We start from the raw sequence: 23,539 nt of genomic DNA on the forward strand, positions 1-23,539 counted from the left end.
GGAACCGCACGGGGCACCGCCCGGTTCGACCGGGCAAAAGCGGACAGGATGTGACCATGGGCTACGAAGGCCAGGATTTCGACATCGCCGCCGGCGTCAGCCCGGCATTCGTGGAAACGCTCTATGGTCGCTACCGCGAGGATCCCTCGTCGGTCGATGCCGGCTGGCGCCAGTGGTTCGAAGGGCTGGAGGGTGCGACCCAGCATCCCAGCTGGCAGAGCAAGCGCTGGCCGCTGACCGACACCGACGAGCTGACCGCCGCGCTCGACCCGACGCAGATGGAGCCGGCGCCCAAGCCCGCGCGCGGCGGCAAGCCTGCCCCGGCAGCGGCCGCCCCCGCCGCGCCGAAGGTCGATGTCGCAAAGGCCGCCGGCGACGCGATCCGCGCGCAGCTGCTGATCCGCACCTATCGCGTGCGCGGCCACCTCGCCGCCAATCTCGATCCGCTGGGCCTCGCCCGCCGCGAGCTGCCCGAGGACCTGCGCACCGAATATTACGGCTTCTCGGATGCCGAAATCGACACGCCGGTGTATCTGGGCGGTTCGCTCGGCCTCGAATGGGCATCGATCCGCGAGATCGTCGACATCCTGCGCGCCAATTACTGCGGCAATGTCGGCCTCGAATATATGCACATCGCGGACGTGGAGGAGCGCAAGTTCCTGCAGGACCGGATGGAAGGCCGCGACAAGGCGATCCAGTTCACCCCCGAAGGCAAGAAGGCGATCCTCGCCAAGGTCATCGAGGCGGAACAGTGGGAAAAGTTCCTCGGCCGCAAGTACGTCGGCACGAAGCGCTTCGGCCTCGACGGCGGTGAATCGATGATTCCCGCGCTCGAAGCGGTCATCAAATATGGCGGCCAGCTGGGCGTGCGCGAGATCGTGTACGGCATGGCGCATCGCGGTCGCCTGAACGTGCTGACCAACGTGATGGCCAAGCCGTTCCGCGTGCTGTTCCACGAATTTGCCGGCGGCAGCGCCAACCCGGACGATATCGGCGGGTCGGGCGACGTGAAATATCACCTCGGCACCTCGACCGACCGCAGCTTCGACGACGTGTCGGTACACATGTCGCTGGTTGCCAACCCCAGCCATCTCGAGGCGGTCAATCCGGTCGTGCTGGGCAAGGTGCGCGCGCAACAGACCTTCCGTGGCGATATCGAAAAGCACGAACAGGTCCTGCCGGTCCTGATCCATGGCGACGCGGCGTTCGCGGGCCAGGGGATCGTGTGGGAATGCCTCGGCTTCTCCGGCATCCGCGGCTACAATACCGGCGGCTGCGTCCACTTCATCATCAACAACCAGGTCGGCTTCACGACCAGCCCGCAGTTCGCGCGCTCGTCGCCCTACCCCTCGGACGTGGCGAAGGGCGTGCAGGCGCCGATCTTCCACGTCAACGGCGACGATCCCGAGGCGGTGACCTTCGCCACCAAGATGGCGATCGAGTTCCGCCAGCAGTTCAAGCGCGACATCGTCATCGACATGTGGTGCTATCGCCGCTTCGGCCATAACGAAGGCGACGAACCGTCCTTCACCCAGCCGCTGATGTACGCCAAGATCAAGGGCCATCCCGGCGTCAGCGAGATCTATGGCAAGCGACTGGCAGAAGAGGGCGTCGTCGACGGCGATTTCGTCGCTTCGAAGACCGCCGAGTTCACCCAGCTGCTGGAAGGCGAGTTCGAGAACGCCAAGAGCTACAAGCCCAACCGGGCCGACTGGTTCGCCGGTCGCTGGTCGGGGCTGCATGCGCCGATGGACCCGGAAGGATCGCGCCGTTCGGTCGACACCGGCATCGAACAGAAGCTGTTCGATTCGCTCGGCCGCACGCTGACCACGGTTCCGGACAATATCCAGATCCACAAGACGCTGGCCCGCGTGCTCGATGCCAAGCGCGGCATGTTCGCGAACGGCGAGGGCTTCGACTGGGCGACTGCCGAGGCGCTGGCCTTCGGCTCGCTGCTGTCGGAAGGCTTCGGCGTCCGCCTGTCGGGTCAGGATTCGGGTCGCGGCACCTTCTCGCAGCGGCACGCGGTATGGGTCGACCAGACCGACGAGCATAAGTTCGTGCCGTTGAAGACCATCGAGCATGGCAGCTTCGAGGTGCTCGACAGCCCGCTGTCCGAATATGGCGTGCTGGGCTTCGAATATGGCTATGCACTGGCGGACCCCAAGGCGCTGGTGATCTGGGAAGCGCAGTTCGGCGATTTCGCCAACGGCGCGCAGATCATGATCGACCAGTTCATCGCGGCGGGTGAAGCCAAGTGGCTGCGCGCCAACGGCCTGGTGATGATGCTGCCGCATGGTTACGAAGGCCAGGGACCGGAACACAGCTCGGCGCGTCTCGAACGCTTCCTGCAGCTGTGCGCCGGCGACAACATGCAGGTCGCCAACGTCACCTCGCCGGCGAACCTGTTCCACCTGCTGCGCCGGCAGATGCATCGCAATTTCCGCAAGCCGCTGGTCATCATGACGCCGAAGTCGCTGCTGCGGCACAAGATGGTCGTGTCGAAGACGGAGGACTTCCTGCCGGGCACCCACTTCAAGCGGCTGCTGTCCGATCCGTCGGCCCCGGCGGATGCGAACACGACGCGGCTGGTGCTGTGTTCGGGCAAGGTCGCGTTCGACCTGATCGAGGCGCGCGATGCGGCGGGCGATACGTCGACGCAGATCGTCCGCGTGGAACAGATCTATCCGTTCCCGTCGGACGCGCTGGTCGCGCGGCTTCGCAACCTGCCGAACCTGACCGATGTGGTCTGGGCGCAGGAGGAGCCGAAGAACAACGGTTCGTGGTTCCTGGTCGAACCGCTGATCGAAGAAGCGCTGGCCGAAGCCGGTTCGAACGTTCCGCGTGCCCGCTATGCCGGTCGCGCGGCGGCGGCATCGCCCGCCACCGGGCTGATGAAGCGCCACCAGGCCGAACAGGGCGCGCTGGTCGCCGATGCGCTCGGCCACAATGTCCGCGACGAAATCCGCCGCACCCGTCAGGCCGAGGGCGATCGCGCCACCGGCAAGGCCGCATCCTAACCGTGTTATTACCCCCGACACGGGGGAGATGAGGAAGATCCGATGGCAACCGAAGTTCTGGTCCCCACGCTGGGCGAATCGATCACCGAAGCGACGCTGGGCGAATGGTTGAAGAAGCCCGGTGAGGCGGTCGCCGCCGACGAACCGATCGCCAGCCTCGAAACCGACAAGGTGTCGGTCGAGGTTCCGGCGCCCGTGGCCGGTGTCATGGGCGCGCACGCCGTACAGCCGGGCGACACCGTGTCGGTCGGCGCGATGATCGCGACGATCGAATCGGGTGACGGTGCCGCTGCCGCGCCGGCTCCCAAGGCGGACGCCGCGCCGGCACCTGTCGCCACCCCTGCCCCGGCAGCCGCACAGCAGGTCCCGGCCGCCGGCGACGCCAATGTCGACGCCGCCGCGCTGTCGCCGTCGGTGCGTCGTGCGATCCTCGAACACGGCGTCGATCCGGCGAAGGTCAAGGGCACCGGCCGCGACGGTCGCATCACCAAGGAAGACGTCGTTGCCGCCGCCGGTGACAAGTCGGCCGCAGCAGCGCCCGCCGCTGCCGCCCCGGCCGCGGCTGCGCCGGCCGCCGCTGCACCGACCCGTGGCGAAGAACGCGTGAAGATGACGCGCCTGCGCCAGACGATCGCCCGCCGCCTGAAGGAAGCGCAGGACACCGCCGCGCTGCTCACCACTTTCAACGACGTCGACATGACGGCGGTGATCGAGGCGCGCGCCAAGTACAAGGACCTATTCGAAAAGAAGCACGGCGTCCGCCTGGGCTTCATGGGCTTCTTCGTGAAGGCCGCGACGATGGCGCTGAAGGATATTCCGGCGGTCAACGCGCAGATCCAGGGCGACGAGATCGTCTATCACGACTATGCCGACATCTCGGTCGCCGTCAGCGCGCCGCAGGGGCTGGTCGTGCCGGTCATCCGCGACGCCGACAAGCTGTCGGTCGCGGGTGTCGAGAAGACGATCGCCGATTTCGGCAAGCGCGCCAAGGACGGCACGCTGAAGATGGACGAGATGAAGGGCGGTACCTTCACCATCTCGAACGGCGGCGTGTTCGGGTCGCTGATGTCGACTCCGATCATCAACCCGCCGCAGTCGGCGGTGCTGGGCCTGCACCGCATCGAGGAACGCCCGGTCGTCCGTAACGGACAGGTCGTGGTGCGTCCGATGATGTACCTCGCGCTCAGCTATGACCATCGCCTGATCGACGGTCGCGAGGCGGTGACCTTCCTCGTCGCGCTCAAGAACGCGATCGAAGACCCGACGCGCCTGCTGATCGACCTCTAAGGAACGGCGAGCACCGATGGGCATGGTGATCTATCTGCGTCGGGCTGGTCAGTCCGACCTCGACCGATTGATTGCCGACCCATCGGTGTTCGAGGAGTTCGTGTTCGAAGAAGCCGTGGAGAATCTCGACCTCGTCGACTTCGACAAGGCGTGGCACGCGGTCCACTACCTCCTCACCGGATCGGCCGACGATGTCGGTCATCCGCTAGGCATCATTATCGCCGCGCTGCCCGAATTGGGCGCAGACGAGAATGGCGAGGGCGGGATCGGCCTGATCTCCCCGCCCATGATGCGGGCGTTCGCCGACGCGCTCGATCGACTGGACGACGCGACGCTCGAACGCCGTTACGATCCTCCGGCCATGCTGCGCGCCGATGTATATCTTGCGGACGTTTTTGTAGACGAGGGTGCCGAGGCGCTCGAATATGTGATGCAGGGGGTGCCGGCGCTGCGCCGCTTCGCTGCGAATTGCCGGGCGACCGGCGACGGTGCGATCCGCGTGATCGCCTGAAACGATTTGGACGGGATGCAAACCAATGGCTGAATACGACTTCGACGTCCTCGTAATCGGTGCCGGCCCGGGCGGCTATGTCGCCGCGATCCGCGCGGCGCAGCTGGGCCTCAAGACCGCTTGTGCCGAGGGGCGCGAGACGCTGGGCGGGACCTGCCTGAACGTCGGGTGCATCCCGTCCAAGGCGCTGTTGCACGCGTCGGAACTGTACGAGGAAGCGACCGGCGGTCACCTTGCCAAGTTCGGCGTCGAGATTCAGGGCGCGTCGCTCAACCTCGACCAGATGCATGCCGAAAAGAAGAAGGCAGTCGGCGAGCTGACCGGTGGCATCGAATATCTGTTCAAGAAGAACAAGGTCGAATGGCTGAAGGGCTATGCGTCGTTCGAGAACGACCACAGCGTAAAGGTCGGCGATCGTACCGTCACCGCGCGCGACATCGTGATTGCGACCGGTTCGTCGGTGACGCCGCTGCCCGGCGTGCAGGTCGACAATGACGCGGCGGTGATCGTCGATTCGACCGGTGCGCTTGCGCTGCCCAAGGTGCCCGAGCATCTGGTCGTGATCGGCGGCGGTGTTATCGGCCTCGAACTCGGTAGCGTGTGGCGCCGCTTGGGTGCCAAGGTTACGGTTGTCGAATATGCCGACCAGATCCTGCCCGGCTTCGACGGCGAGGTCCGCAAGGAATCGGCCAAGCTGTTCAAGAAGCAGGGCATGGACCTCAAGACCGCGACCAAGGTCACCGCGGCATCGGTCGATGGCGGCACCGCCACCCTGACGCTCGAACCGGCGGCCGGTGGCGAGGCCACGACCCTGACCGCGGACGCGGTACTGGTGTCGATCGGCCGTCGCGCGAACACAGAGGGTCTCGCGCTCGACAAGGCCGGCCTGTCGGTCAACCAGCGCGGCCAGGTCGATATCGACGAGGAATTCCGCACCAAGGTCGACGGCATCTGGGCGATCGGCGACGTGGTCCACGGCCCGATGCTGGCGCACAAGGCGGAAGACGAAGGCGTCGCCGTCGCCGAGTTCATCGCCGGCCAGACCGGCATCGTGAACCACGACGTCATTCCGTCGGTCGTCTACACCATGCCCGAAATCGCTGGCGTCGGCCTCACCGAAGAAGCCGCCAAGGAAAGGGGCGAGGTGAAGGTCGGCAAGTTCCCCTTCGTCGCCAACAGCCGCGCCAAGACCAACCGCGACACCGACGGCTTCGTGAAGGTCATCGCCGACGCCAAGACCGACCGCGTCGTCGGCGTGTGGATCGTCTCATCGCTGGCCGGCACGATGATCGCACAGGCGGCGCAGGCGATGGAATTCGGCGCGACCAGCGAGGACATCGCCTATACCTGCCATGCCCACCCGACCCATGCCGAGGCGCTCAAGGAAGCGGCAATGGCGGTGCAGGGCAAGCCGATCCACATCTGATCGGGCGACAACGGCTGCAACAGGGGCGGGGCATGGCGACATGCTCCGCCCTTCTTGCGTCCGGACGGTGCCGTTCCGCGTGGTTAGGAAGTTGTAAAATCTTGTCGCCTAGGCTCGCTCCACAGGATTCGATGGGGTGGCAGGCGTGAACGCATTCGGACGGCGCAGCGGAATGGGCGGATCGGGCGGCAGGCCATCGTTCGGCGTCGCCCGCCCGATGCAGGGATCGGGATCCGCGCGGCCCGCCGATCTCGACCTCGCCCCGCAATTCCCGCCGCTGGGGCAGGTGCCGCTGCCCGGCGGCGACCTGGAACCCATGCCCGGCGAACAGGCGAGCGCGATGCCGCAGGGCGTCGGCGACGCGATGCAGCGCCTCGCCGATCGGCAGGCGCTGTCGGGTGAGGCCGGCAACAGCCGGGTCGAAGGGTTCGAAACCTCGATCCACCGCATCAAGGAACAGGTGCTCCCCCGCCTGCTCGAACGCGTCGACCCCGAAGCCGCCGCGACCCTGACCAAGGACGAGCTCGCCGAGGAATTCCGCCCGATCGTGGGCGAGGTGCTGGCCGAGCTGAAACTGACGCTCAACCGGCGCGAACAGTTCGCGCTGGAAAAGGTGCTGGTCGACGAGCTGCTGGGCCTCGGACCGCTCGAGGAATTGCTGGCCGATCCGGCGATCAGCGACATCATGGTCAACGGTCCCGAACAGACCTTCGTCGAACGCAAGGGCAAGCTGGAGCTGGCCAATATCGCGTTTCGCGACGAGGAGCATCTGTTCCAGATCGCACAGCGCATCTGCAACTCGGTCGGCCGCCGCGTCGACCAGACCACGCCGCTGGCCGACGCCCGGTTGAAGGACGGCAGCCGCGTCAACGTGATCGTGCCGCCCTTGAGCCTCAAGGGCACCGCGATCTCGATCCGTAAATTCTCGGCCAAGCCGATCACCATCGACATGATGGCCGGCTTCGGGTCGATGAGCACCAAGATGGCGACCGCGCTGAAGGTCGCCGGGGCCAGCCGCTTCAACATCGTGATTTCGGGTGGCACCGGCTCGGGCAAGACCACGATGCTCAACGCCCTGTCGAAGATGATCGACCCGGGCGAGCGCGTGCTAACCATCGAGGACGCCGCCGAACTGCGCCTGCAACAGCCGCACTGGCTGCCGCTCGAAACGCGCCCGCCGAACCTGGAAGGGCAAGGCGAGATCACCATCCGCGACCTGGTGAAGAACGCGCTGCGTATGCGCCCGGACCGGATCATCCTGGGCGAAATTCGTGGGTCGGAGTGTTTCGACCTGCTGGCGGCGATGAACACCGGCCACGACGGATCGATGGCGACGCTCCACTCCAACTCCCCGCGCGAATGCCTCGCGCGTATGGAGAACATGGTGATGATGTCGGACATCAAGGTGCCCAAGGAAGCGATCAGCCGCCAGATCGCCGATTCGGTCGACCTGATCGTGCAGGTGAAGCGCCTGCGCGACGGTTCGCGCCGCGTGACCAACATTACCGAGGTGATCGGGATGGAAGGCCCGGTGATCGTCACCCAGGAACTGTTCAAGTTCGAATATCTGGACGAGAGCGCCGACGGCAAGATCATCGGCGAATACCGTTCGATGGGAATGCGCCCCTATACGCTCGACAAGGCCAAACAGTACGGTTTCGACCAGGCGCTGCTGGAGGCATGCCTGTAGCGCCGGGGATTTAGCCGGCCTACAGTCGCGCGGTGATGCTCCGCCTGTCCTTTGCGCTGCTGCTGTGCGCGCCCGTCGCCGCCCATGCGCAGGGGCAGCTTGCCGCCGATGCGGAGGCGCGCTGGGTGCCGTTCACGCTGACCGCCGCCAACCATCTGCGCTTTGCAATGACCATCGATGGCGTCGCGGCGCAGGCGCTGCTCGATACCGGGCTGAACCATAGCGCGGTCAGCCGGGAGTTCGCGCGACGGGCGAAGTTGACCGTCGATACGCAGGATGCTGCCGCCGGCGTCGCGCTGGGCGGGGCGATCCGGGTCGACTGGGCCGCGACGAAAACGGTCGCGTTCGGTGCGTTCAGCCGCAGCGGCGGTCGCGTCGCGGTGATCGACCTGCCGAAACTGCTCGCCAGCGCATCGGGCGATGCCGAGGTGCTGGTCGGCACCGACCTGATCGCGCGCCATGCGATCGACATCGATTTCGCCAATCGCCGCTTCCGCCTGTTGCCGAGCGGCCGGATGCCCTTTGCCGGCACCAGGGTTCCGATGAGCCTGCAGGCGGGCAGCGGACTGTACCTGACCGAAGCGACGCTGGGGAAACATCGCGTCCGCCCGCTGCTGGTCGATACCGGCGATGGCGGATCGCTGAGCGTCGCGCGCAGCCAGTGGCGAGCGGCAGGACTAAAGGGTGCGCGGGTGACCTCGACCATCGCCTTCGGCGCAGGGGGCGTGGTCGATGCAGGGATGACCGTGACCGACAAGGTCGCGTTGGGCGGGGTGCCGACCGGCCCGATCGAACTCCGGATCGAGGGCGATGGCGGCTTCACCAAACAGGTCCGCGTCGCCGGACGCGTCGGGACCGGGCTGCTGCTGCGCTACCGCGTACTGCTCGATCCTGTCGCCGGGCAGATGGTCGTCACCCCCAACCCGTTCGCCCCGCCCCCGCCGCTCAAATCGACCAGCGGGCTGCTGCTTGGCTATGACCGTGCCCGGCTGCGCGTGCTGCATGTCATGTCGGGCGGACCGGCGGCGAAGGCCGGGTGGAAGGCGGACGAACTGATCTGCGCGGTTGAGGGCAAGCCGGTGTCGCTGACCCCCGATGGCGGGGTCGATGTGCGCTGGGGCACCGATACGCCCGGACGGGTCGTGAAGCTGGCGCTGTGCGACGGCGCGGAACGCTCGCTGACGCTGGCGAATTTTTACTAGAGCGATTTCCGACCAGATTGGATCACTGGCACGGAGGTGATTTAGGATCGGGACAAGGCGCGAGGAGGCCGCGATGCATCGGCATCGTCACCGACGAGCAACGCAGCCCCGGACCGACATCACCCCGCCGCGTGAGCGGTTGTCCGCAGGGCGATGACGGTGGTTCAATCTGATCGGAAACCGCGTTAAAGCCTGATCCACCCGCTTCGATTCGAGCGTCATCCCGGCGAAGGCTGGGATCTCCCGGTTGTAGCACGCAGCAGGAACTGGGGAGGCCCCGCCTTCGCTGCGGCGACGTCCGGAACCGGCGGACTTTCCCCTACTTCAACGCCATCGCCACGCCGAACACCATCACCAGCACGGCGATCAGCTGCACCAGCGTCCACGGCATCCAGCCGACCCGGTCGGGATCGCGGCGCAGGGTACGGCGACGTTCCGCCAGCACCGACACTGCAAAGAGCATCGCCGCCGCGCCCGCAATCGTCCATAACCACCGATGTGCGTCGTCCACCCGTTCCTCCCGTTCAGGAGTCTCCCATGCGTCGAACCGCCCTGTTCCTGCCAGTCCTAAGTGCCGCGCTGGTCGCCCTCACCCCCGCCCCGGCCCAGGCACCGCGCCGCCCGCTCGCCGCGGCGGTCGGGTCGCCGCTGCGCAGCCCGGCCAATGTGGCGCGTGACCGCTATCGCCATCCGGTCGAGACACTCACCTTCTTCGGCGTGAAGCCAACCGACACGGTGGTCGAAATCTGGCCCGGCAATGGCTGGTACAGCGAAATTCTGGCGCCGATGCTGCGCGAAAAGGGGCGTTATGTCGCCGCCGGTCCGCTGCCGCGTACATCGGACATGCTGACGAAGCTGCAGGCACGCGACGCGACCGCGTTCGGCAAGGCGCAGGCCGTCGCCTTCCCGGCGGAGGCCGGACAGGCGGGCGTGCCCGACGGCGTCGCCGACAAGGTCCTGACCTTCCGCAACGTGCATAACTGGCGCTTCGGCGGCGCCGACCGGGCGCAGGCGGCGTTCGATGCGATGTTCCGCATGCTGAAGCCGGGCGGCGTGCTGGGCGTGGTCGAACACCGCCTGCCCGAGGCGCGCGACGCGGCCGCCGAGGAGAAATCGGGCTATATGAAGGAAAGCTCGGTCATCGCCTTCGCGACCAAGGCGGGGTTCAAGCTGGCTGCGCGGTCGAACGTCAACGCCAATCCCAAGGATACCGCCGACTGGCCGCAAGGCGTATGGACGCTGCCGCCGACCTATCGCCTGAAGGACGTCGACCGCGCGAAATATGCCGCGATCGGCGAGAGCGACCGGATGACGCTGCGGTTCTTGAAGCCGAAGTGAGCGAAGTGGGGGAGGCAATGTCCCCTCCCCCATACTCCCCGTTCGGTTCGAGCAACTTCGAGCCTGTCGAGAAGCGGCCGTCGAGAACGCTTGTGTGGCCCAACGCTCCCCCGTTGGGGAGTAGAGACTAGGCGAAGCCGAACGCCCCGAACCACCGGTCCGTCGATACGCCGCTTCGACAAGCTCAGCGGCTACTCAGGACGAACGGGTGGGGGTGTCGGCTTTCCCACTTCCCGCTCCCCACTCCCCACTCCGTTCGGTTCGAGTAGCGATCGAGCGAAGTCGAGAGCGCGTATCGAGAACGGGGTTCCGCCGGGCGGGCATTCTCGACCGACGCCTCTCGACACACTCAAAGCCGCTCGAACCGAATAGATCGGTCGAACCTCACCCCAGCTTGTCGACCTTGTCCTGCAACCGTGCCAGTTCGGCCCGCAGCGCGGCCATTTCGTCATTCTTGGCCGGGGCTTCGGTCGCGCCCGGCGCAGGTGTGGCGCCCGGCGCACCCGGCTTGAACGCATGCGCCGCCGCCTCGAACATCGCCAGGTTGCGCTTGGCGATCTCGGCGAAGGGCGAATGGGCGAACGCGCCCTCGACCGCGGTCTTGAACTGTTCCTGGTTGCGGCGGAAGCTGTCCATCGACGCCTCCAGATAGCCGGGCACCATCGCCTGCATCGAATCGCCGTACAGGGTGATCAGCTGGCGCAGGAAGCTGACCGGCAGCAGCGTCTGCCCCCGGCTTTCCTCTTCCATGATGATCTGCGTCAGCACATTATGGGTGATGTCGTCGTCGGTCTTGGCATCGACGACCTTGAAGTCGCGATGCTCGCGCGTCATCGCCGCGAGATGCTCCAGCGTGATGTAGGAGGACGTCTCGGTATTATAGAGCCGGCGATTGGCGTATTTCTTGATGATGACGGGGCTGCCGTCGGCCGCTGCCTTCTTCATGGGAAAAAACCTTTGCGCGAAAGATGACTGGATGGGTACACCGCTTGATACCGCGCCGCAACACGGCCCGCGCCCGCTGACGCTGTTTCTGTCGATGCTGCGCAGCGAAACCGCTAAGGATCCCCATGCCCGCGCCCGCGCACTGGCGGGATTGAGAGCGTATCAGGACGCACCGCGCCTGCCGCGCGTGGCGATGCCGGAGGCGATCGCGTGCGACGGACGCATCCGCTTGCGCGACTATGGCGGCGACGGGCGGCCGGTGGTGGTGGTGCCCTCGCTCATCAACCCGCCCTTCGTCCTCGACCTCGCGCCCGACAATTCGCTGCTGCGCTGGCTGGCCGGACAGGGGCTGCGGGTGCTGCTGGTCGACTGGGGCACGCCGACGCCTGCCGACCGGGCGATGGACCTGGGCGACCATGCGCAGGCGGTGGCGCGGCTGTGCGATGGACTGGACGAACCGCCGCTGCTGGTCGGCTATTGCCTGGGGGGCACCATCGCACTGGCCGCCGCGGCGTTCGCGCCGGTCGCCGGGCTCGCGCTGATCGCGACGCCATGGCGCTTCGACGGGTTCGGCGAGGCCGGGCGCGCCGCGATCGCCGATATGTGGACCGCGGCACAAACGACCGTGGAGCAGCTGGGGCTGCTGCCGATGGAATTGCTGCAATCCATGTTCTGGCAGATCGACCCGGCGCGCACCGTCGACAAGTTCGTCCGGTTCGCCGATCTCGATCCCGTCGGCGCGGCGGCGCAGGCGTTCATCGCGCTGGAGGACTGGGCCAATGGCGGCGCGCCGATCCCCTATGCCGCAGGCCGCGAATTGTTCGACGACCTGTTCGACGCCGACCTGCCCGGACGCGGGCGCTGGAGTGTCGGCGGCCGGATCATGTCGCCGCGCCCGCCGCTGCCGATGGTCGAATTCGTCGCGGAAAGCGACCGCATCGTTCCCGCCGCCAGCGCGATCGGCCTGTCCGACCAGCGGATCGTGCCCGCGGGGCATGTCGGCATGATCGTCGGCAGCCGGGGCCGCGGCGTGTTGTGGGAACCGCTTGGGCGCTGGCTAAGCGACGTTCCTGCCATTAGATAGCGCGCGAACCCTCAGGGAGAAGGATTGCCCATGTCCGACGTCGTTATCGTTGCCGCCAAGCGTACGCCTGTTGGTAGTTTCCTGGGCTCCTTTGCCGCGGTGCCCGCGCACGAACTCGGGCGGCAGGCGATCGCGGCCGCGCTGGAGCAGGCGGGTGTCGCGCCGGAGGATGTGTCGGAAGTGATCCTGGGCCAGGTGCTGACCGCCGGCCACGGCCAGAACCCGGCGCGGCAGGCGTCGATGGCGGCGGGTCTTCCCAAGGAAGTCCCGGCATGGGGCATCAACCAGGTCTGCGGATCGGGCCTGCGCGCGGTTGCGCTGGCGGCACAGGCGATCCAGACCGGCGATGCGACGATCGTCGTCGCGGGCGGACAGGAAAGCATGTCGCTCGCCGCCCATGCGGTACAGCTGCGCGCCGGCACCAAGATGGGCGACGGATCGATGGTCGACACGATGATCAAGGACGGCCTGACCGACGTCTTCAACGGCTACCACATGGGCATCACCGCCGAGAACCTGGCGGCGCAATATGATCTGACGCGCGGCGAACAGGACGCATTCGCCGTCCAGTCGCAGAACCGCGCCGAGGCCGCCCGCGCCGAGGGCCGCTTCAAGGACGAGATCGCGCCGGTCACGATCAAGGGCCGCAAGGGCGACACCGTCGTGGACCAGGACGAATATATCCGCGCCGGTGCCACCGTCGACGGCGTGTCGGGCCTGCGTCCGGCGTTCAAGAAGGACGGCACGGTGACCGCCGCCAACGCATCGGGCCTGAACGACGGCGCCGCCGCGCTGGTCGTGATGTCGGCCGACGAGGCGGCCAAGCGCGGGCTCGAACCGCTGGCCACGATCAAGAGCTGGGCGACCGCCGGCGTCGACCCGTCGATCATGGGCATCGGCCCCGTCCCCGCGTCCCGCCGCGCGCTGGAAAAGGCCGGCTGGAGCGTCGAGGACCTCGACCTGGTCGAAGCCAACGAAGCCTTTGCCGCGCAGGCGCTCGCCGTCGGCAAGGACATGGGCTGGACCGCCGACAAGGTGAACGTCAACGGCGGCGCGATCGCCATCGGCCACCCGATCGGTGCATCGGGCGCGCGGGTGCTGACGACTCTGCTGTACGAAATGAAGCGCCGCGACGCGAAGAAGGGCCTGGCGACGCTGTGCATCGGCGGCGGCATGGGTATCGCGATGTGCGTCGAGCGGTAACGGCCGCTTCGTCGACCGGATAGCAGGGGGCTGTCGGCATGACCGGCAGCCCCTTTTTTTCGGAAACTGGAGTCGAACTCGACCACCTTGATCGCCCTCACCCTTCCGCGGCTGCGCCGCTCCTTCCCTCTCCCGCCGGGAAAGGGACAAGACGCCGAAGGCGGCGATAGGTGAGGGGCGCGGGTCGGCGCGGATTTCGCCGATCTTCCCAGCCGGGATCGGCCATAGAAAAAGGGCCGGCGCAATGCGCCGGCCCCCATAGTTGCGTACCCGTGCGATCAGAAGCGGGCGGTGACGCCCGCGTAGAGGCGACGGCCGATATTGTCGAAGATGCCGCTGCCCGCAGCGGTGCCCGTCGCGCCGAGCGGCGGCAGGCGATCGGTCAGGTTGTCGACCCCGATGTAGAAGTTCGACGTGTCGGTCACGTTGATGCCGAGCCGCGCGCCGATGTAGAGCACGTCCGGATAATATTGGATGTCGAAATCGTCGGCGTTCTGGGGCGGACGGCCCTGGAAGCTCCGCGTATTCTCGATCGCACCGACCGCCTGCTTGCCGAGATAGCGGAACTGCGTGTCGAAGCTGATCGACCCGAAGTTCGCGCCGATGTTCACGTTGACCTGATCCTTCGGCAGACCCAGTTCGCCGACGATCGTGTTGGCGAAGTCAGGCTGCAGCGGGTTCAGGAAGCTGTTGTTCGAGAAAACGTGCGTGTAGATGACCTGACCCGACACCCGGACGTCGCCGATCTTGCGGGTGTACGACAGGTTGGCGTCGATACCGCGGGTTTCCAGCCGGGCGAAGTTCAGCGACGATTGCAGCAGACTGCCTTCGATGATCCGGAACGCTTCTTCCCCGTTCGGACCGGTCGCGCCGGCTCCCACACGCTGGAAGAGCGTGCAGAACTGGTTGTTCTCGATCGAGGGCGTGTCGTAGCAGTTGTTGATGATCCCCTGTGCCGACACGGCGCTGATCACGTCGTCGACCTTGATGTTGTAATAGTCGACCGACAGCGACAGCCCGGGGACGTAGCTGGGCCGATAGACGCCGCCATAGGTCCACGAGTCGGAGGTCTCGACCAGCAGGTCGGGGTTGCCGCCGGTGCGGATTTCCAGCGTCTGGACGTAGCGATAGTTATACGACGCCGGAATGCCCGCCGCACGACAGTTCGCTTCGCGGAACTGGGTGCCGGCACCGATATTGTCCGATGAGCACGGATCGCTCACGCTCGCGAAGTTCTGACCCGCGGCCGAGAATTGTTCGTCGAGGTTGGGCGCACGGACCGCGCGACCGTAATTGGCACGCAGACGCAGGTCTTCGATCGGCGACCATTCGACGCTGCCGTTATACGCCCAGACCCGGCCGGCCGTCCCGCGATAGTCGGACACGCGGGCAGCGCCCGAAACCGTCAGGTCGCGCAGCAGCGGCAGGTCCTTCACGATCGGGATCGAGAGTTCGCCGAACGCTTCCTTCACTTCGAACGCCGGCGGGTCGAACGTCGCCAGCGCGTTGTAGAAGGTGTAGCCCGCCTCGACCGCCGGATCCGCCTGGAAGAAGTTGGTTTCCCGGCGATATTCGCCGCCCAGCGAGAACTGGACCGGGCCGCCCGGCAGCGTGAACAAGGCGGAGCTGTCCCCCGCGATCGAGCCGACGACGTTGAACTGGCTGATCTTGCCCGCCGAGGTGGTGTTGCGCAGGATGTAGTTGATCGCTTCGGGCGAGGCCGAACCGACCCCGAACGGGTTCAGCGGCTGACAGTTGGTGATGTCCGCGGTCAGGTTGGCCGCGTCGCCGTTAAAGTCGATCCCCGGCGTCGAACCGGCATTCGCGCGCGCACGATTGAGCTGCGATCCGCAAACGATGCGACCGGTCGCGGGGTCGCGAACCGCATCCAGGGCGAGGTTCAGGCGCTGGACGTCGACGTTGCCGAGGACCTTCGTCTGTTCCTTGAACTCGCCATAGTTGACGGCGAAGTCGTAGTTGAAACCGCTGCCCAGATCGCCGCGCGCGCCCGCCACGACGCGGAAGGTTTCGCGCAGCGCATCCTCACGACGCGAACCCAGATCGGTCAGGTTCTTGCGCAAGATGAAGCGATACGATCCGTCGGCGATCTGGGCCCGCAACGTGGCCTGCTGCGCCGCGGTCAGCGCCACCGCAGAACCGTTGGGGTTGATGCCGTTGTTGACCGAGTTCAGCAGCTGCGCCGACAGCGTCGCGCGCGCCGGGGCGCTCAGGAACGGGTTGTCGAGCCGCGGACGTTCGTAGATGTCGCCGAGCGTGCCGCCGACGAAGAATGCCGGGCCGGAACCGCCCAGACCGACGCTTTCGACGCGCACATATTTCGCTTCGATATACGGCACGAACGCCGGCGACACGTCGAAGTGGCCGATCAGGTTCGCCGAATAGCGGTTGAGCTGCGGCAGAAGCTGCAACAGCGTGCCTTCGCGACGGGTATTGCCGTTACCCCCGAGGAAGCTGCCGCCGGGGGCGGCGCTGGCCTGTGCCGCGCTGCCGTTGGCGATGCCGACGCGCGTTCCCGTCTGCTGCGCGAGGCTGCCGCCGGGCTGGAACAGGAAGTTGCAGGTATAGGCGCGGCCCAGCGGATCGCGACCGCACGCCGCCGGCGACGTCGCACCGATGCCGGCGCCCGCGATCGATACGAGACCGCCGTCCGAGAACGTCCCGACGCGGATATCGCGCATGAAGATGGCATCGGGAACGCCGTTGAAGTTGGGCAGGCCGTTCAGGCCCGGCCCCGCGGCGTCGATCCCCGTCGTGATGAACCCGTCCGCCTGACGATATTGGCGACGGTCCGACGCGAAGAAATCTTCCGACCGGGCGTATTCGAGGCTGATCGCGACGTTGCCGCGGCCGTCGGCGAAGTTCTTGCCGCCGGTCGCGCTGATGAAATATGAACCCGCATCGCCTTCGTCGGTGATGCTGCCCTGCGCACGAAGCTGCAACCCTTCGTAATTGGTCTTCAGGCGGAAGTTGACCACGCCGGCGAGCGCGTCGGAACCATAGACCGCGGAAACGCCGCCGGTCAGGATGTCGACGCCTTCGAGCAGGTCGGTCGGGATCGTGTTGATGTCGACGGCGGTCGCGCCGCCCAGGATGTTGGACGCGACGTGACGGCGACCATTGACCAGCACGAGCGTACGTGCCGTGCCCAGACCGCGCAGGTCGAGCAGGTTCAGACCGGCGGTGCCGAGGAAGCGGGTCGAGTTCTGCTGGCTGAAGGTGCTCTGCAGCTGCGGCAGGTCGTTCAGCACGTCACCGATCGAGACGCGGGCGGTCTGGGTCAGTTCCGCGGCCGAAACCGTGGTGATGGGAGCGGGCGACACGTCGTTCGGACGCGAGAGACGCGAGCCCGTTACGACGATCACGCCGTCGGTGGCAGGTTCGCCATCGGCGTTGGTGCGCGTTTCATCCTGCGGTGCGCTGAGCGAGGTGCCCGCACCGGGGGCAGCGGCACTGTCGGTGCCCTGTTGCGCCGATGCCGTACCGGCAAACAGCAACAAAGAAGAGGCCAAGGCGGTCGATCGCGCCAGAACGGTAAACTTCATGAAACCCCCTTTTTCGGGCCAATTAACCCTTGCCCGATTGTCGATCCCCGAAAACTCTCGGGGTCGCTGCACGCATCAGATCGTGCATGTTCTACGATGTGAAGGGGGTTCCTGACATTTCGTTCACACTGTTACCAGTTCGCAACACTTAGCAATGTTTAGAAACACTTGTTTATTACTGTATTATTACAGCAATACAGCAGAGGTTTTGTTGGCGTAAGGCTTTCTTGCTGGACGTTGCGGTGCCCCACCCTCTACCCCGTGGACAAGGCCCCGATGGTGACGAAAAGAGCGACGCAGTGACGACGACGATACAGCCGATGTTGCGCGGGTTGGGAAACGATGCCCGCACCGCCGCCCAGGCGCTCGCCACCATGCCGACCGCCACCAAGGCCGCCGCCCTGCGGGCCGCCGCCGCCGCGATCCGCGAGGACGCCGCCCGCATCCTCGCCGCCAATGCACAGGACATTGCCGCGGCAGAGGGGAACGGCCTGTCGGGGGCAATGCTCGACCGGTTGCGGCTCGATCCCGCCCGGGTCGAGGCGATGGCGGTCGGCGTCGATGCGGTGGCGGGCCTGCGCGATCCGGTGGGCGGGGTGATCGACCGCAGCGAACGGCCCAACGGGCTGGCGCTGTCGCGGGTGCGCGTGCCGATCGGGGTAATCGGCATCATCTATGAAAGCCGGCCCAATGTGACCGCGGACGCTGGCGCGCTGGCGGTGATGGCGGGCAATGCCGCGATCCTGCGCGGCGGGAGCGAGGCGATCCGCAGCAACCGGGCGATCCATGCGGCGATGGCGCGGGGGCTGGCGAGTGCCGGCCTGCCCGAGGGCGCGGTGCAATTGATCCCGACGACCGATCGCGCGGCGGTGGGGGACATGCTGCGGGCGGATGGCATGATCGACTTGATCGTACCGCGCGGAGGCAAGAGCCTGGTCGCGCGGGTGCAGGCGGAGGCGCGGGTGCCGGTGCTGGCGCATCTCGATGGCCTCAACCACAGCTATGTCGACCGCGCCGCCGATCCGACGATGGCTGAGGCCGTGGTGGTGAACGCCAAGCTGCGCCGGACCGGTGTGTGCGGCGCGACCGAGACGCTGCTGATCGACCGCGGCTATGCCGATCCGCTGCCGATCCTGTCCGGACTGATCGCCGCCGGGTGTGAGCTGCGCGGCGATGCGGAGGTTCGGGCGCTGCATCCCGCCATCCTCGAGGCGAATGACGACGACTGGGACACCGAATATCTCGACGCCATCCTGTCGGTGAAGCTGGTCGACGGGGTGGACGACGCGATCGCGCATATCGCGGCGCATGGATCGCACCATACCGATGCGATCCTTACCGAGGATGCGGCGACCGCGGAGCATTTCCTGGCGCGCGTCGATTCGGCGATCGTGATGTGGAACGCCTCGACGCAGTTTGCCGATGGCGGCGAGTTCGGGCTGGGCGCGGAGATCGGCATCGCTACCGGCCGCTTGCACGCGCGCGGGCCGGTCGCGCTGGAGGGGCTGACGACGTACAAGTGGATCGTGCGGGGCACCGGGCAGACGCGGCCTTGAAGGCGAAGGCGATCGGGCTGCTCGGCGGATCGTTCAACCCGGCGCACAAGGGCCATCGCCGGGTGTCGCTGGCAGCGAAGCGTGCGCTGGCGCTGGACGAGGTGTGGTGGCTGGTGTCGCCGGGCAATCCGCTGAAGCCCGCGGCGGGCATGGCACCGCTGGCCGCGCGGCTGGCCTCGGCTGAGCGGGTGGCGCGCCACGCACCGATCCGGCCGACCGCGATCGAGCGGCGGCTGGGCACCCGCTATACCGTCGATAGCTTACGCAAATTGGTGCGGTTGTATCCGCAGCATCGCTTCATCTGGTTGATGGGCGCGGACAATCTGGCGGAGTTCCACCGCTGGCGGGACTGGCGCGGGATCGCGCGGACGGTGGCGATTGCGGTGGTCGCGCGTCCGGGCTATGATGGACGTGCCCTCGCTAGTCCTGCGATGGGTTGGTTGCGGCGCCATGCGCGGCCCGCAGGCCAGGCGAAACGATGGACGATGTGGAGTTTGCCGGCACTGGTCCGTTTGCGCTTCCGTCCCGATCCGACGTCGGCGACCGCGATCCGCGCCGCCGACCCTGCCTGGCACCGCCGGATGATCTCGTCCGACCGGTCCGGCGCACAGGCCCCTGAAAGCTGATGAACTTGCCGACCCCTACCGACCCGAGCGATGCGATGAACGAGACCGAAGCGCTGCATCGCATGGTGCTGGCCAGCCTCGACGACGACCAGGCGGTCGAAACGGTGTCGATCCCGCTCGCCGGCAAATCGAGCATCGCCGATTACATGGTGATCGCCAGCGGCCGGTCGAGTCGGCAGGTGGCGTCGATGGCGCAGAAGCTGGCCGAGCGGGTGAAGGCCGAATTCGGGCGTCCGTCGCGCATCGAAGGGCTGCCGACCGCCGACTGGGTGCTGATCGATACCGGCGACGTGATCGTCCACCTGTTCCGCCCCGAAGTCCGCACTTTCTACAATCTGGAGCGGATGTGGGCGTTCGGCGATACGCTGAACCCGACCGCGCACGCCTGAACCGGACCCGCCCGTGCTGCTGCATATCGTCGCGCGCGGGCGGATCGGGCGCAGTCCCGAGGGCGAGTTGATCGAGCGCTATCTGAAGCGCGTCAGCTGGCCGACGAAGATCACCGAACTGCCCGATACCGGGGGCAGGATGCCGGCGGTCGATCCGGGGACGCGGATCGTGATGCTGGACGAGAAGGGCCGTGACCTGCCGTCGATGGCGTTCGCGACGCAGCTGGGCCGCTGGCGCGACGATGGCGTGCGCGAGACGCGGTTCCTGCTGGGTGCGGCCGACGGCTTCGACGATGCGCAGCGGGAAGCGGCCGATCTGTTGCTCGCATTCGGACGGGCGACATGGCCGCATCTGATGGCGCGGGCGATGTTGGCCGAACAATTGTGGCGCGCGACCAGCATCCTCGCCGGCCACCCCTATCACCGCGAAGGATGAGGCGCGCGTTCGTCCCGATTGCCGCCCTCGCCGTGCTGGCAGGGGCGGCGGTTTGGGCGCAGGACGACCCCGTAGCGGCCGGGCGCGAACGGTTGGGTGCCGCGAAGCGCGCAGCGGTCGAGGCGGCCGCCCGGTCGAAACGGCTGGAACAGGCGGCGCGGGCGGCACAGGCAGGAGCCGAACGGACCGGTGCGGCGCAGGCAGCCCTCGCCGCGCGGATCGCGGCGGCAAAGGCAAGTCGCGCGGCGGCGCAGGCCCGCGTGGCGTTGATCGGCGAGCTGCTCGCCAGGCGGCGTGCCGATCTGGCGGCGCGGCAGGCGCCGGTCGCGCGGCTGGTCGGCGCGTTGCAGTCGCTCGCCACGCGGCCGGCATGGCTGGCGGTGGCGCAGCCGGGGTCGACCAACGATCTGGTCCATGTCCGTGCGGTGCTGGGAACCGTCGTGCCGGCGATGCAGCAGCGCACCGCCGCGGTGCGGGCCGGGGTAACGGACGCCGCACGGCTGCGGTCGCAGGCCGGGGTCGCGCTGGCGGCGCTGGCGGCGAGCAATGCCCGGCTGGAAGGCGAGCGGCTGGCGCTGGTCCGTGCGGAGGCGGCGCAGCGGCTGCGGTCGCGCGAATTGGCTCGTGGGGCGATGGTCGAATCCGACCGCGCGATCGCGCTGGGCGAACAGGCCCGCGACATCGTCGACCGGCTGGAGGAACTGGGCGAGGCGCGCGATACCCGTGCCGCGCTTGCCGCCCTGCCCGGCCCGCTGCCCCGCCCCGATGCCGCTGCGCCGGCGTTACCCCCGCCGGCCTACCGCCTGCCGGTCAAAGGTGCGGTCGCCAACGGCTTCGGCGAGATCAGCGACAGCGGGGTGCGTGCCCGCGGGCTGACGCTGACCGTCGCGCCCGGCGCGACCGTCGTCGCGCCCGCGCCGGGGCGGATCGCGTTCAGCAAGCGGTTTCGCGGTTATCGCCGCGTCGTGATTCTCGACCATGGCGATGGCTGGACGACGACGGTTACCGGCCTTGCCGCCAGTGTCGGTCCGGTCGACGGCCGGGTCGTCGCCGGCACGCCCATCGGCCGCGCGCCGACGGGCGACGCGCCGCCGGTGACGATCGAACTGCGCCGCCGCGGCGTGCCGGTCGACCTGGCGGCGATGCTGTAGGCCAGAGCGTCAATGGCAGGGTAACCGTATATTATCCGTTGGCGTCCATACCGTACCGAACGACAGATTCGGAGGAACGGCCGCATGCAATCGATCAACCGGATGGTTCTGGCGGCCATCGCCGCAATCGTGCTGTTGGTATTGGGATCGGCCGGTGCCCGGGTCTGGTCCAACGGACGACAGGCCGATGCCCGCGCCAGCATCACGCAGGGGACCGCCCTGCTGCGCAACCACATGACCGCCGACATGATGCACGATGCGATTCGGGGCGACGTCTTGTCGGTGCTGCGCGCCACGTCGGCCGGCGATCTCGATCTGGCGGCGAACCGGCAGGCGCTGACGGACGACTCGGCGGCGTTGCGCAAGGCGCTGGCTGCCGACGCCGCCTATGCCGACGCGCCCGCCATCTCGGCACAAGCCCGCCGCATCCAGCCGCTGGTCGACGCCTATATCGCCACCGCAGAGCGCATCGCCGACGCCGCCGCGACGAATCCGGCGCGTGCCACCGCGCTTCTGCCCGGCTTTCTGGAAGCGTTCGAAAAGCTGGAGGGCGGCATGAGCACGCTGTCCGATGCGATCGAAGCGCATCTGGCCAGTGTCAGTGCCGAAGCGAACGCCATCGCCCGGTTCGCCAACATCCTGTTGATCTTCACGACCTCCGCGACGCTTGCCGTCGTCCTCGCGATCGGCTTCGCGACCCGCCGCTTCGTCCTGTCGCCGCTGCTGGCGCTGGTCGATGCGCTGAAGCGCATGACGTCGGGCGACATGGCGGTGACCATTCCCGCCAACGACCGCCGCGACGAATTGGGCCAGCTGGCCGGTGCGACGCAGGAATTGCGCGATCAGCTGGTCGCCGCCGAACGGGCCAAGGAGGAACAGACGACGCTGATCGTCGACAGCTTCGGCACGGCGTTGACGAAGCTGGCCGAAGGCGATCTCGTCTCGCGGATCGATGCCGATCTGACCGGGCCGTTCGCCCGGATCAAGGCGGACTTCAACGCCGCCGTCGCCGCGCTCCAGTCGACGCTCGCGACCGTCACCGAGGCGGCGAGCAGCATCAACAACGGCGCCGACGACATCCGCCAGGCGTCCGACGACCTGTCGCAGCGGACCGAGCAGCAGGCCGCGAGCCTTGAGGAAACGGCGGCGGCGATGGACGAGATCACATCGACCGTGCGCGAAACCGCCGCCGGCGCCGCGCAGGCCAACCGCATCGTCAGCGAGGCGCGGGCCGAAGCCGACCAGTCGGGCGAGGTCGTCCGCCGCGCGGTGGAGGCGATGCACGGCATCGAACGCGCCTCCGCCGAGATCAGCGACATCATCAGCGTGATCGACGGCATCTCGTTCCAGACCAATTTGCTGGCGCTGAACGCGGGGGTCGAGGCAGCGCGGGCGGGCGACGCCGGCAAGGGCTTTGCGGTCGTCGCCAGCGAAGTGCGCGCGCTGGCGCAACGCTCGGCCGATGCCGCCAAGGACGTGAAGACCCGCATCACCGCATCGTCGAGCCAGATCGGCAGCGGCGTGCAGCTGGTCGTCGAAACCGGCGATGCGCTGACCCGGATCATCAACCGGATCGGGCAGATCGACGGACTGGTCGCCAGCATCGCGGCATCGGCCGAGCGTCAGGCGACCGGCCTGCACCAGATCAACACCGCCGTGTCGGAAATGGACGGCATGACCCAGCAGAATGCGGCGATGGTCGAGGAGGCGACGGCGGCGGTGCGCAGCCTCGCTTCGGACGCCGACGGCATGGCGCGGCAGATCACCAGCTTCCGCCTGGGCGAACCCGGCCACCGCATCGCCCCGGTCCGCGCCGTCCCGGCGCCGGCTCCCCGACCGGCAACCGTCGTCCCGATGCGCCCGCAAGTTGCCGGCAACACCGCGCTGGCGGTCGTGGAGGATGACTGGTCGGCGTTCTGAGGATCGATCGACTTCGACGAATCGAACAAACGTCTGCGTCACGCCGGACTTGATCCGGAGTCCCGCTTCTCTCCAACGGTAGAAAAGAAGCGGGACCCCGGGTCGAGCCCGGGGGAACGGCTTCCTGTGATACCGGCGTCGCCCGTCGACGCCGAGCGGACCATGGCCGAACGTCACCGCCCGTTCAGCAAG

Annotated in this window: 18 protein-coding genes; 15 read left to right on the plus strand and 3 right to left on the minus strand. The window is 67.4% G+C overall.

Features of this window, described 5'->3' with window-relative positions; genetic code table 11:
* Positions 1-56: 56 nt before the first annotated feature.
* The 6 genes from AVT10_RS12835 to AVT10_RS12860 all read left to right on the plus strand — a co-directional run bounded on the left by AVT10_RS12835 (position 57) and on the right by AVT10_RS12860 (position 9,136).
* Positions 57-3,020, plus strand: a complete 2,964-nt coding sequence (locus tag AVT10_RS12835) for a 2-oxoglutarate dehydrogenase E1 component (protein ID WP_084401693.1) — start codon at positions 57-59, stop codon at positions 3,018-3,020.
* 42 nt (positions 3,021-3,062) lie between these two features.
* On the plus strand, positions 3,063-4,307 hold the full coding sequence (gene odhB / locus AVT10_RS12840; protein ID WP_066692070.1) for a 2-oxoglutarate dehydrogenase complex dihydrolipoyllysine-residue succinyltransferase: 1,245 nt from the start codon (positions 3,063-3,065) through the stop codon (positions 4,305-4,307).
* A gap of 16 nt (positions 4,308-4,323) precedes the next feature.
* Positions 4,324-4,818, plus strand: a complete 495-nt coding sequence (locus AVT10_RS12845) for a YfbM family protein (RefSeq protein WP_066692074.1) — start codon at positions 4,324-4,326, stop codon at positions 4,816-4,818.
* Positions 4,819-4,843: 25 nt separating this feature from the next.
* On the plus strand, positions 4,844-6,244 hold the full coding sequence (gene lpdA, locus AVT10_RS12850) for a dihydrolipoyl dehydrogenase (RefSeq protein WP_066692078.1): 1,401 nt from the start codon (positions 4,844-4,846) through the stop codon (positions 6,242-6,244).
* A gap of 172 nt (positions 6,245-6,416) precedes the next feature.
* On the plus strand, positions 6,417-7,934 hold the full coding sequence (locus tag AVT10_RS12855) for a CpaF family protein (RefSeq protein WP_066692081.1): 1,518 nt from the start codon (positions 6,417-6,419) through the stop codon (positions 7,932-7,934).
* A 35-nt stretch (positions 7,935-7,969) separates the two neighbouring features.
* Positions 7,970-9,136 (plus strand): aspartyl protease family protein, encoded by a 1,167-nt coding sequence (locus tag AVT10_RS12860; RefSeq protein WP_066692085.1) that lies wholly within the window; start codon positions 7,970-7,972, stop codon positions 9,134-9,136.
* A 319-nt stretch (positions 9,137-9,455) separates the two neighbouring features.
* Here AVT10_RS12860 and AVT10_RS12865 read toward each other — a convergent pair whose 3' ends face one another.
* Complete coding sequence (locus tag AVT10_RS12865) at positions 9,456-9,647, minus strand: hypothetical protein (protein WP_066692090.1); 192 nt, start codon at positions 9,645-9,647, stop codon at positions 9,456-9,458.
* Positions 9,648-9,673: 26 nt separating this feature from the next.
* Between AVT10_RS12865 and AVT10_RS12870 the strand changes: the two genes are divergently transcribed.
* Positions 9,674-10,474 carry a class I SAM-dependent methyltransferase gene (locus AVT10_RS12870; protein ID WP_066692094.1) on the plus strand — a complete coding sequence of 267 codons (801 nt, stop codon included), beginning with the start codon at positions 9,674-9,676 and terminating at the stop codon, positions 10,472-10,474.
* Between the two features lie 384 nt (positions 10,475-10,858).
* On the opposite strand, the gene phaR is transcribed toward AVT10_RS12870, so the two are convergent.
* Positions 10,859-11,419 (minus strand): polyhydroxyalkanoate synthesis repressor PhaR, encoded by a 561-nt coding sequence (gene phaR / locus AVT10_RS12875; RefSeq protein WP_066692097.1) that lies wholly within the window; start codon positions 11,417-11,419, stop codon positions 10,859-10,861.
* 31 nt (positions 11,420-11,450) lie between these two features.
* Here phaR and AVT10_RS12880 point away from each other — a divergent pair, with 31 nt between their 5' ends.
* Positions 11,451-12,503 carry an alpha/beta fold hydrolase gene (locus tag AVT10_RS12880; protein WP_232308023.1) on the plus strand — a complete coding sequence of 351 codons (1,053 nt, stop codon included), beginning with the start codon at positions 11,451-11,453 and terminating at the stop codon, positions 12,501-12,503.
* A gap of 30 nt (positions 12,504-12,533) precedes the next feature.
* A complete protein-coding gene (locus AVT10_RS12885; RefSeq protein ID WP_066692100.1) occupies positions 12,534-13,706 on the plus strand; it encodes an acetyl-CoA C-acetyltransferase in 1,173 nt (390 codons plus the stop codon).
* A 278-nt stretch (positions 13,707-13,984) separates the two neighbouring features.
* Here AVT10_RS12885 and AVT10_RS12890 read toward each other — a convergent pair whose 3' ends face one another.
* Positions 13,985-17,269 carry a TonB-dependent receptor domain-containing protein gene (locus tag AVT10_RS12890; protein ID WP_066692102.1) on the minus strand — a complete coding sequence of 1,095 codons (3,285 nt, stop codon included), beginning with the start codon at positions 17,267-17,269 and terminating at the stop codon, positions 13,985-13,987.
* A gap of 320 nt (positions 17,270-17,589) precedes the next feature.
* Between AVT10_RS12890 and AVT10_RS12895 the strand changes: the two genes are divergently transcribed.
* From AVT10_RS12895 to AVT10_RS12920, 6 genes are all read left to right on the plus strand, one after another.
* Positions 17,590-18,825, plus strand: coding sequence for a glutamate-5-semialdehyde dehydrogenase (locus AVT10_RS12895; protein WP_066692104.1), 1,236 nt, complete (start codon positions 17,590-17,592; stop codon positions 18,823-18,825).
* Positions 18,822-19,451 (plus strand): nicotinate-nucleotide adenylyltransferase, encoded by a 630-nt coding sequence (locus AVT10_RS12900; RefSeq protein ID WP_198158588.1) that lies wholly within the window; start codon positions 18,822-18,824, stop codon positions 19,449-19,451. The genes AVT10_RS12895 and AVT10_RS12900 overlap by 4 nt, the downstream gene beginning before the upstream one ends.
* Positions 19,452-19,486: 35 nt before the next feature.
* The gene (gene rsfS, locus AVT10_RS12905; RefSeq protein ID WP_055757643.1) at positions 19,487-19,840 is read left to right on the plus strand and encodes a ribosome silencing factor; all 354 of its coding nucleotides are present in this window, start codon (positions 19,487-19,489) and stop codon (positions 19,838-19,840) included.
* A gap of 13 nt (positions 19,841-19,853) precedes the next feature.
* The gene (locus AVT10_RS12910) at positions 19,854-20,276 is read left to right on the plus strand and encodes a 23S rRNA (pseudouridine(1915)-N(3))-methyltransferase RlmH (protein WP_066692108.1); all 423 of its coding nucleotides are present in this window, start codon (positions 19,854-19,856) and stop codon (positions 20,274-20,276) included.
* Positions 20,273-21,427, plus strand: coding sequence for a murein hydrolase activator EnvC family protein (locus AVT10_RS12915; protein WP_084401695.1), 1,155 nt, complete (start codon positions 20,273-20,275; stop codon positions 21,425-21,427). Before AVT10_RS12910 ends, AVT10_RS12915 begins: the two co-directional genes overlap by 4 nt.
* 84 nt (positions 21,428-21,511) lie before the next feature.
* Positions 21,512-23,347: a methyl-accepting chemotaxis protein gene (locus tag AVT10_RS12920; protein ID WP_066692110.1), complete on the plus strand. Its 1,836-nt coding sequence runs from the start codon at positions 21,512-21,514 to the stop codon at positions 23,345-23,347.
* Positions 23,348-23,539: the final 192 nt, after the last annotated feature.

This window comes from Sphingomonas hankookensis, assembly GCF_001619955.1.
Taxonomy (GTDB): domain Bacteria; phylum Pseudomonadota; class Alphaproteobacteria; order Sphingomonadales; family Sphingomonadaceae; genus Sphingomonas; species Sphingomonas hankookensis_A.

Coding starts and splice junctions, on each gene's coding strand:
- AVT10_RS12890 (WP_066692102.1), bottom strand. CDS start 17,269: ATGAAGTTTACCGTTCTGGCGCGATCGACCGCCTTGGCCTCTTCTTTG.
- AVT10_RS12870 (WP_066692094.1), top strand. CDS start 9,674: ATGCGTCGAACCGCCCTGTTCCTGCCAGTCCTAAGTGCCGCGCTGGTC.
- AVT10_RS12885 (WP_066692100.1), top strand. CDS start 12,534: ATGTCCGACGTCGTTATCGTTGCCGCCAAGCGTACGCCTGTTGGTAGT.
- AVT10_RS12915 (WP_084401695.1), top strand. CDS start 20,273: ATGAGGCGCGCGTTCGTCCCGATTGCCGCCCTCGCCGTGCTGGCAGGG.
- lpdA (WP_066692078.1), top strand. CDS start 4,844: ATGGCTGAATACGACTTCGACGTCCTCGTAATCGGTGCCGGCCCGGGC.
- AVT10_RS12920 (WP_066692110.1), top strand. CDS start 21,512: ATGCAATCGATCAACCGGATGGTTCTGGCGGCCATCGCCGCAATCGTG.
- phaR (WP_066692097.1), bottom strand. CDS start 11,419: ATGAAGAAGGCAGCGGCCGACGGCAGCCCCGTCATCATCAAGAAATAC.
- rsfS (WP_055757643.1), top strand. CDS start 19,487: ATGAACGAGACCGAAGCGCTGCATCGCATGGTGCTGGCCAGCCTCGAC.
- AVT10_RS12860 (WP_066692085.1), top strand. CDS start 7,970: ATGCTCCGCCTGTCCTTTGCGCTGCTGCTGTGCGCGCCCGTCGCCGCC.
- AVT10_RS12845 (WP_066692074.1), top strand. CDS start 4,324: ATGGGCATGGTGATCTATCTGCGTCGGGCTGGTCAGTCCGACCTCGAC.
- AVT10_RS12880 (WP_232308023.1), top strand. CDS start 11,451: ATGGGTACACCGCTTGATACCGCGCCGCAACACGGCCCGCGCCCGCTG.
- AVT10_RS12895 (WP_066692104.1), top strand. CDS start 17,590: ATGTTGCGCGGGTTGGGAAACGATGCCCGCACCGCCGCCCAGGCGCTC.
- odhB (WP_066692070.1), top strand. CDS start 3,063: ATGGCAACCGAAGTTCTGGTCCCCACGCTGGGCGAATCGATCACCGAA.
- AVT10_RS12835 (WP_084401693.1), top strand. CDS start 57: ATGGGCTACGAAGGCCAGGATTTCGACATCGCCGCCGGCGTCAGCCCG.
- AVT10_RS12855 (WP_066692081.1), top strand. CDS start 6,417: ATGGGCGGATCGGGCGGCAGGCCATCGTTCGGCGTCGCCCGCCCGATG.